The 13241-nt window shown below is 47.0% G+C and carries 14 protein-coding genes; all 14 read right to left on the bottom strand.

Annotated elements, in window-relative coordinates:
* Positions 1-57 precede the first annotated feature (57 nt).
* Entirely contained in the window at positions 58-1272 is a 1215-nt protein-coding gene (gene yqfD, locus AAC978_RS13465; RefSeq protein ID WP_341548582.1) for a sporulation protein YqfD, read from the bottom strand.
* The gene (locus AAC978_RS13460) at positions 1269-1550 is read right to left on the bottom strand and encodes a YabP/YqfC family sporulation protein (protein WP_341548581.1); all 282 of its coding nucleotides are present in this window, start codon (positions 1548-1550) and stop codon (positions 1269-1271) included. Before AAC978_RS13460 ends, yqfD begins: the two co-directional genes overlap by 4 nt.
* Before the next feature lie 82 nt (positions 1551-1632).
* The gene (locus AAC978_RS13455; RefSeq protein ID WP_341548580.1) at positions 1633-2124 is read right to left on the bottom strand and encodes an NADH-quinone oxidoreductase subunit B family protein; all 492 of its coding nucleotides are present in this window, start codon (positions 2122-2124) and stop codon (positions 1633-1635) included.
* A 17-nt stretch (positions 2125-2141) separates the two neighbouring features.
* Entirely contained in the window at positions 2142-3788 is a 1647-nt protein-coding gene (locus tag AAC978_RS13450) for a hydrogenase large subunit (RefSeq protein WP_341548579.1), read from the bottom strand.
* On the bottom strand, positions 3754-5253 hold the full coding sequence (locus AAC978_RS13445; protein ID WP_341548578.1) for a hydrogenase 4 subunit F: 1500 nt from the start codon (positions 5251-5253) through the stop codon (positions 3754-3756). Before AAC978_RS13445 ends, AAC978_RS13450 begins: the two co-directional genes overlap by 35 nt.
* A gap of 9 nt (positions 5254-5262) precedes the next feature.
* Complete coding sequence (locus AAC978_RS13440; RefSeq protein WP_341548577.1) at positions 5263-5919, bottom strand: hydrogenase; 657 nt, start codon at positions 5917-5919, stop codon at positions 5263-5265.
* Position 5920: 1 nt separating this feature from the next.
* A complete protein-coding gene (locus AAC978_RS13435; RefSeq protein ID WP_341548576.1) occupies positions 5921-6907 on the bottom strand; it encodes a respiratory chain complex I subunit 1 family protein in 987 nt (328 codons plus the stop codon).
* Between the two features lie 14 nt (positions 6908-6921).
* The gene (locus tag AAC978_RS13430) at positions 6922-8835 is read right to left on the bottom strand and encodes a proton-conducting transporter transmembrane domain-containing protein (protein WP_341548575.1); all 1914 of its coding nucleotides are present in this window, start codon (positions 8833-8835) and stop codon (positions 6922-6924) included.
* A gap of 331 nt (positions 8836-9166) precedes the next feature.
* Entirely contained in the window at positions 9167-9778 is a 612-nt protein-coding gene (locus AAC978_RS13425) for an SGNH/GDSL hydrolase family protein (RefSeq protein ID WP_341548574.1), read from the bottom strand.
* A 91-nt stretch (positions 9779-9869) separates the two neighbouring features.
* Positions 9870-10328, bottom strand: coding sequence for a YbaK/EbsC family protein (locus AAC978_RS13420; protein ID WP_341548573.1), 459 nt, complete (start codon positions 10326-10328; stop codon positions 9870-9872).
* A 77-nt stretch (positions 10329-10405) separates the two neighbouring features.
* Positions 10406-10858, bottom strand: a complete 453-nt coding sequence (locus AAC978_RS13415; RefSeq protein WP_341548572.1) for a GatB/YqeY domain-containing protein — start codon at positions 10856-10858, stop codon at positions 10406-10408.
* A 14-nt stretch (positions 10859-10872) separates the two neighbouring features.
* A complete protein-coding gene (rpsU, locus tag AAC978_RS13410; protein ID WP_015263372.1) occupies positions 10873-11049 on the bottom strand; it encodes a 30S ribosomal protein S21 in 177 nt (58 codons plus the stop codon).
* Positions 11050-11195: 146 nt separating this feature from the next.
* A complete protein-coding gene (locus tag AAC978_RS13405; RefSeq protein WP_341548571.1) occupies positions 11196-11540 on the bottom strand; it encodes a histidine triad nucleotide-binding protein in 345 nt (114 codons plus the stop codon).
* Positions 11541-11585: 45 nt separating this feature from the next.
* Complete coding sequence (gene mtaB, locus AAC978_RS13400) at positions 11586-12950, bottom strand: tRNA (N(6)-L-threonylcarbamoyladenosine(37)-C(2))-methylthiotransferase MtaB (protein WP_341548570.1); 1365 nt, start codon at positions 12948-12950, stop codon at positions 11586-11588.
* Positions 12951-13241 lie beyond the last annotated feature (291 nt).

Below are 13241 nucleotides of genomic sequence, written 5' to 3'. Positions count from 1 at the left end.
CTTGATTTATCCACGAAGTGAATATAGGAAACTTGCTTCATCTGAAGCCTAGGTGACTTACCCAATGATTGGATATACCGCTAAATCCTCGTATGATTCCACTTCAATACGTACGCGCTCACCTTCATTGCTTTCTAGAATACGAACCTTCTCCTCCAGAACATGGGCTCCGGGGGTAATGGCCTTATGCACCTCAGCTCGCGCTCGTTCCTCCGCTGCTTGACGAGCCTCAACTTCAGTTCGTTCAACCTGAAGCTTTTCTAACTCTTTATAGCGAACAGATACTATTTCGACAGGAAGACGCCAATTCCTCCATAAGTCAATCCCATGATATTGAACTTCCTCTTTAACCTGCGGATAAGGAGATTCCGGTGTTGTTACCATTATGACTCGTGCACCAAATTTTATACCCCATCCCTTAGCAACTTTTCCGCTCTCCTCAATCAATTCCTCTTGATAGGGAACAGTTACCTCAGCACTATACCAAACCCTTCCCCGCACAAAACCCTTAGCTGCGGGAACGGTTTCCGGAATAAAATCTTTGTGTTGAAGTTGGCGATCCGTCCGAGGTGTAGCACTGAGATTTTGGACAGTGGCCGGAGCCTGAATGAGCACTTGCCCCGGTTTGACAATTTCCCCTTCATGAATTAAGGGAGTCCCTTGAATCACCATGATTTGCTGAACAAGCCCAGCCTTACTAGCCACCAGATTCCCCGCCTCCCCTGGGACCTGGGGACGAATTTTCTGCACCACCTTAATCTCCACGCGAGTCCCATGACGCCTAATCCCAATCCAAGCTGCATCCGGAAATTCTTCAACAAGGGTTTTTGAAACCTTACTCAAGTCTACTGAATTCTGCCAAGTCCAAGTCTTTAGACCATGTCTCTCGGCACTCTCAAAAATATCCTGGCTGGAAATGGTCGTATTCCCAGAGACGGATATGGAAAGAATCATTTGCGATAGAATAGCTAAAGTTATGCCGATCACTAAAATTCCGGTTAAGAGAAACTTCCTTCGCCACCACCGCGCTGCGACGAAGGGCCATCCGTATTTTGCTATGATATGTACTTGAGTATGCGTCTTGCGTGCCGGCCCCTTTAGCCGGGCAAAATCCTGGATTCTAATCTGAGCTCTTAGGCCTTTTTCCGATCTTTGGGTTTTATAAAAAACGACGCCCTGGCGTATGCTTTCGTTCATGAAGCGAGCAAGCTCATTACCTCGGGCTACAAAGAACACTCTTCCTTGCAGAAACGCTCTTAGCTTTGCAATCATTTGGAGTCCCCTCCCCCATAGCACAAGGAAATGAATTGTCCTTCAATCCTCAACTCTGTGGCTAATACCGTCTTTAACACGAGTTCCTTTCCAGTGATGGTTAATACACCTTCTGTTGTATTTAAAAGAATCTCTTCTGAGGTAAACTCGACGATTTCTAAATAATTCTCTACAAAAACTTCTACGCGGCCAGTGACTGTAATGCGTGGCCCTTTTCCTACAACGTCCGGAGGGAAATCCAGCACATCCCCCACCGTTTTAGTAAGCTTATCCAACATAAAAAGCCTCCTCCCTTCTAAAGCATATTTATGAAGGAAAGAGGCTAAATAGTCCAAGCTTGAGGGACAAAGTGTTAAGAACTTATCCTGATGTGACCATGTCCTTACGGTTAAGCTGTAGCAAAGCGCGGAGGATGTCATCCGGAGAAGGCGGACATCCTGGTATTTCTATATCCACTGCTAGAGCATGACCTACACCGCCAGCAGCTGCATAGGCTTCTTTAAACACACCCCCGTTGATGGCGCAGTCACCCACAGCGATGACCCATTTCGGTTGGGGTGTGGCTTCATCAGTTGCTTTTGCTGCTTGATTCAACTGGGTGGACATGGGGCCCGTACACATAAGCAGATCAGCATGCCGGGGCGAGGCAACGAAGTCAAAGCCAAAACGCTGAAGATCGTAGATTGGATTGAGTAGAGCGGACATTTCCCAATCACAGCCATTGCAAGATCCGCAATCCAGATGCCGAATATGCCAGGATTGCTGGAAGGAATGGAGATGAGGTGCATTTTGATCTAACCGTTTTTCACTTAGTCGTCCTCGTTTCAAACTTCGCTTCAGTAGATTCCACATAATGCTCTCCTTCCTCCTTAACGGTCACAACAGCTATAACACAGCTCAAAACTCTTATTTATCAGCGGAAAATCCGGAACAATATTGCCAAGTACCGCCAAGGGTACAGCAGGCCAATTCGCGTAGGAGGCCGAGCGTATCCGACAACGATAAATTCTGCCTTCACGGTCCAACATCATCCAGATGACATCCGTCCCCCGTGGTGATTCAGCACATCCCCAAGCAAATTTATAGGGTCTGTCATCCTCTGAAGGTTCTACAGAAGTTGCCGTAGTGTCTTCACCACAACAGGTTGCAGCTTCATGTGAGCTTATAACTATTGTCTGGTCATTGAGCAGCTGGGCAAGCAGTGCATAACTTTGCCTCGTTTCGCGAACGCGAACCATAAGGCGGGCCCACACATCTCCCTCCTGCTCCACTTGGGGCTCAACGTTAAGCTCTGGATAGAGAAGAAAGTCATGACAGGAACGCCAGTCCCGGGCTACTCCGGAGGCACGAACTGCAGGGCCTGTGACTCCTAGGTCCAAGGCACTTTGCTTATGAAGAACCCCTGTGGTTATGGCCCGCTGCCGAAATCCATCATGCTCAAGGATTAGAGGAATCCATTCTTCAAAATCCTTCTTGAGCTCAGCTAACCTTGCTTGCAGATAAGCTACTCTCTCCTGGGCGGGGCGCTTGGCTTTGCCAATAGTCACCGTTCCACGTAAAAAACGGTGCCCGAAGAGTTCCTGATTAAGACGTTGGAGTTGCTCCTTTTGCTGCAAGCCATTGCTATTGCCGAGTGCAAAGCCCACACCGGCGCAAAGGTTGCCGATATCTCCCACATGGTTATAAAGTCTTTCCAGCTCTGCCAGCACCGTACGCCAGCCCAAGACTTCACGGGAAACCTGTAGACCACTTAACTTTTCCACAGCTTCACAATAAGCCAAAACATGACTGACTGTGCACACCCCGCAGACCCGCTCTACGATCTGTAACCCTTCTTCGATACTCCTTCCTTCCAAAAGCTTTTCCACCCCTTTATGAGTATAGAAAAGCTGAGCATCGAGGTGGAGAATCGTCTCGCCAACGGTTTGGAAGCGAAAATGACCCGGTTCAATAATTCCCGCGTGAATGGGACCTACCGGTATTTCAAACGTCCCTTCGCCTTTGGCAGCTGTGAAGGTAAGAGGCTGGGGAACAAATGATTCGGCTTCGCTTACCCCCGTAGTATGCGGCTCAGATTTCCGTAGCGGATGAAAATCCGCAGGCCAACCCGGATGCAAGACCAAGGAGCGCGTATCGGGATGCCCCTCAGGGATTAAGCCCATGAGATCTTTGAGCTCTCGCTCTGCCCAATTAAAGGCCGGGCAAAGAATCGTTAAAGAGGGATAACGGTCTTCGATGCCTCGGGCTGCCAAGGTGAGGGTAAAATCCCCCGGGAAATGGAAGAGCAGGTAGAGTACAAAGCCATTCCCTAACTTACGTTCATCATTTCCTACATGAGTCAGCAACACGGGACGGGTCGTGGTCTCTACCCATATATACTGAATGACCTCTGGTAGGCACTGAGAATCCAACCAAACCAGTCCTTCACTTTTTGTCCAGGTCGCCACATCATAACCCTCAGGATTCTCCAGCACCCGTTCCTCAAAATACCCTTGTAAGCTTAATGAGTTCTCCATACTCTCCACCTCCTCCCAGTATCAATTCTACAACCTGATTCAACGCCTGATTAAGGGGTTCCGGCACAACTACCCCTAAAATAAGAACAAGCGCTAAAGGTAGGGCTAGCCAAAGTATAGCTGATCCCTCTCCCTTCTCCTCAAGATGGCGTTCACCGGGCTTGCCGAAAAGCATCCCCAAAAAGTGATAGAGAAAGCCAGCAAAAATCACGGACAAGAACAAGGCCATCAAAAAACCCAAGAAAGGATGATCAGCCTGGAAAAGTCCAGCCATAATATTGATTTCCGAGCGAAAGGTTCCAAAAGGTGGAGTGCCCGTAATAGCAAGAAAGCCCATAAGTAGCATCCCCCCTGTATAAGGCCATAAGCTCAGGATACCTCTCATCTTGGGGATCTGCCGGGTACCCATCATCTGTACCACACGCCCCACTGCCACAAAAAGATTAGCTTTAGTCAAGGCATGTAGAATGAGGTGAAAGCAAGCCCCCCAAACCGCTAGGGGCGTCCCTATCCCAAAACCTAAAGCGATGATTCCCATATGCTCGACACTGGAATAAGCCAAGAGCCGCTTAATATCCTTCTGCAAAAGAATAAAGGCCACCATGGCACCCAAAGAAAGCAAGCCAAAGATGATCAGAAGGTTTCCTGAAAAATCCGGGCCGAGGCTGGTTTGACGAATGAGAATATGCCAACGCAGGATAGCATATAAGGCACAGTTTAAGAGTACCCCAGATAATAAGGCGCTGACAGGAGAGGGGGCTTGACTATGCGCGTCCGGTAACCAAGGATGCATCGGTACAAAACCCACTTTTGCCCCATAACCGATAAAAGCAAAGATAAAGCCCAGCTTAACCAAGGCGGGATCCAATTGGCTGGCTATGTTCACAAGTAACCGCCAGTCCAAGGCTGCTAAACTGTACCCATTAACCCGGCCTGAAGCCGCATAGAGAATCATGGTTCCCAACAAAGCAAAACTAATTCCCACCGTGCAGAGGACGATATATTTCCAGGCGGCTTCGATAGCCGGTTTCTCTCGATAAAACCCCACTAAAAGGGCAGTGGCTAAGGTAGTGCCTTCAATTCCGACCCAAAGCAAGCCCAGATTCGGCGTACTCACCACCCAAAGCATAGTACCTATAAACATCCAGATCCAAAAATAGTACCAAGGTAGCCGGCTTTGCGGGATTTTACCTTCTTCTACCTCGTGTTCCATATAGGAAAAGGAGTATAAAACCACATAAGCAGCAATTATGATAATGACAGCGAGAAGCAAGGCACTCAGAGCATCCCAAGTAAAGAAGCCTCCCAAGATGCTTTGCGGACCTTGAGTATACACTTGCCATACCGTGTCTCCTGCCATGCCCAATAAAGCCAAAACCGCCAGACTATTGAGCGTCCTTAAAACATGATTGCGAGAGGAGATGAGCATACATAGAGCTGCGAGAAAAGCCACGACAATAAACATCTTAGTTTCCTAACCTTTCAATGTATTGAGATGCTCTACATTCAATGAGTCGAACTTCTGAATCATTCGCTGAGCGAGAACCCCTAGGATCAATACCCCGATCAAAATGTCAAAGATGACCCCGACTTCCACAAGAAGAGGCATACCATTAGTTAGTAGGAAGCCCGCTAAGAAGATGCCATTGTCAATAATCAAAATACCCACCACTTGAATTAAAGCCACTTTCCGAATTACCATGAGCAATAATCCATAAAAGAGTAAGGCAAAAGCGATGGCTAAGCCATTACGTAGAGAAGGTTCTACTAAGGACAAGAGAGGTTGGGTGATGGCATAAGCAAGAATAGTGAGTGCCGCAGCCACGACTAAGGAGGAATTGCGGCGTAGAAACACTTCTCCGACCCATTGGGTATGAGATAGGCTAGCCGTCCGTCGAAGAACCCAAGGAATCACTCCACCTTTGACCACTAAGGTGAGGAGGGCGATGACCATCATCTCCAACTCGTTTTCTTTAATTCCCTCCAACAAAATGAGCAGGGAAAGAAATACCGCTTGCCAGGACCAGGCCAGCAAAGCCTTCTTCATTTTAGAGCAGCCGACAATGTACAAACCTGTAGCCAAGAGAATAAAAAGCAAGAGTTGCTGAAGATTTTCCAAGGTTCCTTCCATCCTAAATCCCTCCTTTCGTAATCCAAAGTGTCAATAAAGCCAAGATGGCCGCGGCCAAACCAACCGCTAAAAAATTAGGAATCCGGAAAAGTCGCACCTTCACATGGGCACTTTCAATGGTAGCAAAAAAAGCTCCCAGCAAAGCCACTAGCCCTATCTGCAGAATACTTTGAGTCACGAGAACCCCGAACTGAATTCCGCCACCTTGGGTATAAAGTAGATTCATATTCACAGGCATAATCAATAAGGCGATAAGTTGGAGGAGAAGCAGCTGCTTGAGTTGTTCTGCCCAATGCAAAAAAGCCAAAGACCGCCCCGAATAATCGAGGAGCATTCCCTCATGAATCATGGTCAACTCCAGATGAGTATCCGGGTTATCCACCGGAATCCTTCCCATCTCAGCAATCGCAATAAGCACAAGAGCAAGCAAGGCAAGAATCCGCGGTGTCTCAAATATAGACATGCCTTGGAGTTCAGCAATCATTACCGTAAGTGAGGTGGTCTCAGTCATTAAGGCTAGGACAACCAAACTTAAGATAAAGGCCGGCTCAACGAGAGCCGCTACAAAGACCTCCCTACTACTCCCCATACCTCCAAAAGTTCCTCCTGCGTCCAAACCCGCTAGGGCAAGAAAAAACCGAGCCAACCCAAAGCTGGCTACTAACCAGAACAAAGACCCCATCCCTTGGATCGGCGCGCCTCCCCAAGGACCGGGGATAACCAAACTTGATAGTAACGTGCTTCCTAAAACAATCGAAGGGGTGATCAATAAAATCCAAGAAGCATGCTCTGAAATAACCTCTTCTTTGTCCATATACTTACGCAGATCACGATAGGGTTGTAAAAGAGACGGTCCCCTACGCATCTGCCAAAATGCTTTTACTTTCTTAATCCACCCTTGCAGTAAAGGGGCGGCTAATAGAAAAAGTAATAAATGAAAGCAGGAAAAGACGATTATCTTCCAATCCAGCTGCCAAACCATAGACATCTCCTTCTCCTCCTTTACATTGTCCAAATCAAGACGATAACGAGAGTAACGAGGGTGTAAGCCAGATAGATATGAATACTCCCTGTTTGCAAAATGCGAATTCTATCTGCACACCACAAAACCAGCTTCATGGTTGGCCGATAAATAACGTCCTCCGCCATCTCACGAATACGACTATGGTACTGCAAAGAACGCAATATATAGCGATTCCCCCCATACTCCCTATCGATCTTGGGATGGAAGGCTAGAATCCTTTTAAATACAATCCGCAAAGGCATGGTCATTCCTAAGCTAGTGTATTGCATGCGAGAAGTCAGGGGAGTACCACAATTCCAGGTCCCAGAAGTCCTCCTCTGTTTTGCTCTCGATAAAAGAAAGAGAATTCCTGTAAACAGCAGTATCAGTAACCCGTAAGGGGTAATCAGCTGATATAAGTTTGTAAAGATGGGCAGGGCCACCGAGTTCGTGGTTGCTAGGACAGGCAAATTAAAGACCCCCATGGGTGCGTTAAAGATTGCCAAAAGACCTTGGGGCCAAAGGACAGGAAGAACGCTTAGGCACAGGGCGATTCCCATAGCAGTGGTCTGAGGCCAGGCTAGCTCTTGGGAAGCTTCTGCTTGAGGAGAACGAGCTTGCCCAAGAAAAGCTCCGGCAAACCACTTTACCATAGTTGCTAGAGCCAGGGCTGAGACAAAGGCTATTGTGGCAATGATTAAGGGAAGCACAAGCTTAAGCATTCCCTCACCTGCTTGCACAGATGTCTTCCATAAAGAGTGAAATAACAGCCATTCTCCCCAGAACCCACCCAAAGGTGGCAAAGCAGAAAGTCCGATGGCTCCTCCGAGAGCCCAGAAGCCTGTTCTGGGCATTTTCTTAAGTAGTCCACCCAGTTGATCTAAGCGACGTGTATGGGTTGCTTGAATGATATTCCCGGCCGCCATAAAGAGCGTCGATTTAAAGAGCAGGTGATGGAGTCCGTGCCAGAAGAAAGCAGCCAGGGCGAGGACCACGATTTCAGAATAACCCAAGGTTTGGGCAATCATGGCCGTCCCCAAAGCCGTGACGAGAATCCCTATATTCTCAACGGTCGAATAGGCAAGCAAGCGTTTGACATCCTGCTCGATCGAGGCATAGAGTATTCCTACAAAGGCCGAAAGCACCCCCAGAGCAAGCAGAACAACACCCCACCAGATTTCCACAGGGTTGAGGGTTAACCAAACCAGTCTCATTATCATATAAAGAGAGACTTTGACCATGACTCCTGACATCAGCGCCGAGACAGGAGAAGGCGCCACAGGATGAGCATAGGGAAGCCAAATATGAAAAGGCACCAGCCCTGCTTTGGTCCCAAAGCCAATCAGGAAGAAAACAAATAAGAAGCTCCTCTCTCCTTGGCTTAAACCAGGAGCGTAAGTAGCCCAATCCGTATAAGCAAAGCTGCCTGTCTTGCTATATAAATACAGGACCGCAGCTGTCAGAAAAACCGTACCCACATGGGTCATCACGAAATAAATAAAAGCGGCTGTGCGATTCGGTGCTTCCTCATGTTCAAAGATCACAAGAAAAAAGGAGAAAAGGGACATGAGCTCCCAAAGAAAAAGAAAATAAAAGCCCTGGTCAACTATCAAGACACCCATCATGCTACCGAGAAATCCCAGCCAAGCTAAAGAAAAAGAGACTAAAGATTTCTTCCCCTCATACTCTTTCATATAGCTCATCCCATAGAGGGAAGCCATCCCCTGCCCGAGAAATAGCAGAAAAAGAAAAAAGGCTGTTAACCCATCAAAAGCAAGTCCAGCTATCTGCCACCGGCCTGATTCATATCCACTTGGAAAATTCCAGCCAAGAAAAACTATACCGAGGATTGCCGCTACCAGCGTTAACCCCATCGTTCCAACCCGAGCCCCTCGCTCCATTCCCATGACCATTTTTTCTCCTCCATCATTTAACACTTGTACTATAACACGCGCAACTTGTTCCGTACTTTAAGTTGGCTGTTGTCTATTGTACTATAACACGCACCTTCTAATCTTACTCCTCATCTTCATCCATACACAAGGTGCATGTTTATGCATTTTCTCATTTAAACTGGCAAATTTGCTCGCCTATCGCAATTGTTTATCAAATACTTGGGAATGCCTCATATCCTGACTTCTTTCACCAGCGTTTGAGTTAAATAACATTCCCTTGATAACATCGACCTATAATACAAAAAATGTATCGAACTTATCGTCGATACATTTTTGTGGTCAGCATTTCTCAATACCGCAGAAAAAGTTCTGCTATGACTTGATGTCCCAGGATGCTGGGATGGAGCTGGTCAGGTCCCAGCATTAACTGCTCTTTTCCTTCAAATGCTTTAGCTATCGGAACTACAACTCCCCTATATTCTCTCGCCATCTGCTTCACACCATGATTAGCTTCCTTAAGCAAGCTTCTTGCTAAAGTATTCGTTTGTCGATCTCCAGCAGGTAGGGGATTGTAGATGCTAGCTAGTTTGAGAATGGCCGTTGGGTTAGCATTACGAATCCTCTCCCCCAATGCCATAAGATTATGGTGGAATTCTCCTATCATTAGACTCGGATTTGTCCCCTGACCTGCTACTAACCCCTTGCCAATAGTTAACAGGTCATTGGAGCCAATGGTTACAGTGATCACCTGAGCTTGAGAAACCATGCGGCACATGGTGTTTTGCCTAATCATGTTCACCAATTGGTCACTTGTCAGACCATTCACCCCGTAATTTTCGTACCCCAGCTTCGGATAGCTGGACAACAAGCTTGTATAATAGAGAGTCGCAAAAGATCGGTTGAAGCCAACTCCATACCCTGTTGTCAGCGAATCACCTAAAGCCAAATATATTCCATTCATAATGCTAATCACCACCTTACTAGGCTGCTCTATCATACATTATGCGAACTATGTATAGTTTGGTATACCCCTATGTCCCTGAGATAAAAACTCACCCTTGAGTTACATCCACCCAATCCGTTGCTACAAGCTCTTCCAATTCCTCAACGGCCAGCTTGACAGCAGCATCAGGAGCACCTGCTGCGGGAAACACTTCCGAATATTGCTTTAAGGACTCATCTAAATACACGGGAATTGCTTGCTTTAAACCAAAGGGGCAGACGCCTCCGACCGGATGTCCCGTCACTTCCAAAACCTGCTCCAAAGCAGGCATTTTAGCCTTACCTTTAAAGGTATCTTTAAACTTTCGATTATCGAGCTTTTTATCTCCTGCCATCAACACCATGACAAAACCATCATTGACTTTTAAAAGGAGTGATTTTGCAATCTCACCGGGAGTAACCCCCAAAGATTCTGCCGCCTTGGCTACTGTACTAATATCCTCAAACTTCAGGATTGGAAACTCCTTTTCCTTCCTAATAAAAAATTCCTTTACTGCTTCAACCGACATCGAACAACCTCCATTTACAGAAAAACTTTCAGATAGTGCAAAGACCTGACTGCATTATGCAATCAGGTCTTTTTGAGCTAAGATCCTAGAAGTTCACGCACGATCTGGTTAACCAGTTTGCCGTCAGCGCGTCCTTTTGTCTTCGGAGTGATTTTGCCCATCACTTTGCCGAGATCCTTCGGTCCTTGAGCACCGACTTCGGCAATCGTTTCTTGGGCTAACTGGCGTATCTCCCCTTCAGAAAGCTGCTGAGGAAGGTAATCCATGAGTACGGAGATTTCCTTTTCCAGGGCTTTCACAGTATCGGGGCGATTCGCCTTAGAAAACTCTTCGATCGAATCACGACGCATTTTCACTTCTCTAGCTAAGACTTCGATGACTTGGTCATCGGAAAATTCTATTCTCTTATCTATTTCAGCATTTTTAATGGCAGCCCGAGCCATACGAATGACGGAAAGTCTAACCTTCCCCTCCTCTTTGGCCTTCATGGCAACCTTCATATCCTCAACGAGGCGATCTTTAAGGGACAATTCAGTGCAACTCCTTACTTGAACTTACGTTTACGGGCGGCTTCAGACTTTTTCTTACGCTTTACACTAGGCTTTTCATAAGCCTCATGCTTACGAGCTTCTGATAATACGCCTGAACGCTGACAAGTGCGCTTGAACCGGCGGAGTGCGCTATCTAGGGATTCGTTTTTACCGACTTTAATTTCGCTCATTATCTTATCCCTCCCTCCACTGGATCATGTACAGATATACTAGATTATTATAATGGATGTGGCGGAGTGAGTCAAGTTCTTGACAAACATCCTTTGGAACTTATTGGTCATCTATAAGGATTTTATTTGGTTCTTCGGCGTTATCTTCAACAAATATGAATACCCAACCGTTTTCCGCCAATTAAATGGAAATGCAAATGCTTCACGACTTGACCACCATCATCACCACAATTGTTAACTAAACGATAACCTGAATCAGCTATCCCTAATTCTTCGGCTAGTTGTGTGGCGACGATGACAAGGTGCCCAACTAGAGCTTCATCCTCTGGGTTAAGATCATTTAAGCTTTCACTATGTTTCTTTGGAATGATCAGCACATGTACCGGGGCTACAGGATTAATATCCTTAAAGGCCAACACGCGTTCATCCTCATAGACCACTTCACTGGGGATCTCCCTATTTATGATTTTGCAAAAGATGCAGTCTGACATAAAAACCCTCCTGTATGTTTATATGCAATAAGCGTTTCCCATGTGCTAATGCAATCTTAGGTAGCTTTCTTCGAGCACACATTCAACTAGTTCGCCACTTTCCCAAGGTTTCCCTTCTCGGGGCGGCAGATGTACTTGGAGATAATTTCTCGTATGACCTGTGGCTACTCCCTCAGGATCAACCCATTCAACAAGAACTTCAACGGTCTGCCCTAAAAATTTGCGGACATATTCTTCCTGACTTTCCTTAGCGACCTTCATAAGAGCCTTGACTCGTTGTTCCTTGACCTTATTAGGGAGCTGATCGGGATACTTTGCAGCAGGGGTTCCTTTACGCATGGAATAGGGAAAGATATGGGCTCCGGAAAAACCACAAGAACGAACGGTTTCTATAGATTCTTGGAAGTTCTCTTCCGTCTCCCCAGGAAAACCGACAATCACGTCGGTCGTCACCGCAATACCCGGCAAGAGACCATTTAAACGGTCAATTAGCTCTTTGAATTGACTTACGGTGTATGGCCTTTTCATGCGCGTTAAAACGTCATCACTACCGCATTGAAGAGGAATATGAAGATGCGGACAAACCACTGGCGTACTCATGATGATTTCTATTAACTCCGGTGTAAATTCCATCGGTTCAATAGAGCTCAAGCGCAAACGATGCAAGCCTTCGACCTTTGCAATCTCTTTTACTAACCGAGCAAGATTCCAATCATCACCGAGATCTTCGCCATAGGATCCAGTATGAATACCGGTTAAAACAATTTCTTTATAACCTGCAGCAACGAGCTTCTCCGCTTCAGCGACGGCATTTTCAGGAATACGGCTTCTTACGGGGCCGCGAGCATAGGGAATGATGCAATAGGTACAAAACTTATTACACCCTTCTTGGATTTTTAAGGTTGCCCGTGTTCTGCTTTCTTCTTCAATTAAGGGCAGTTCCTCGAATTCCTTAGCATCCCAGATAGTGTGCACGCTACTTTTGGGCTGCTGCTCCCGCCGCACTATGTCGATCCACTCTAGGATCTTTCCTCGATCTTGAGTGCCTAAGACCAGATCCACACCCTCGATATCGAGAATCTCTCCCGGTGCTGTCTGAGCATAACAACCCATAACGACCACAAAGGCATCCGGATGAGCCTTGACCATACGCCGGATGGTCTGCCGCGACTTAGCATCGCCTGTATTGGTTACCGTGCAAGTATTGACGACCACTACATCAGCCTTCTCAGTGGTCGGCACTACATTGTAGCCATTATTTCTAAAGAGCTGCCCTAGGGCCTCGCTCTCGGTCTGATTGACTTTACACCCCAGGGTAACGAAGCAAACCCCGGGAGTCCGAGGATTTAAGTTGTCGCCGCTGGGTTCGGATATGGACGACGGATTCGATGGCTGTTGGGTATCTGACATTGGGGCACCCCCGTTATTGGAATTAATGATTGATTGAAAGTTTTGTAGAAGTCTCTCCAGGTTTTTGCTTTACGCGTTCACTCTGTAAGCCGCGCGCACCCGTTCTAACGCTCAAGCACTCCGCTCCGTCGGGGAGCCTGCGCCGCTAGATCGTTCTATGTGGCAGGCGGCTTGGGCGAAAGCCTCATCCGGCTTTCGTCCCGTCTAAATCGCCATCCCGAAAAGCGGGCGAGCTTTTCGCACTTGTTTGGCTCTCTAGCGGGTTGGAAACGTCCTGTTTCCAACCCGACT

Origin of the sequence: Desulfitobacterium sp. THU1 (assembly GCF_038181555.1) — a bacterium.
Classification (GTDB): domain Bacteria; phylum Bacillota; class Desulfitobacteriia; order Desulfitobacteriales; family Desulfitobacteriaceae; genus Desulfitobacterium.
Note: the sequence above shows the minus strand (reverse complement) of the source record. Positions and strands in the feature narration are given on the sequence as shown.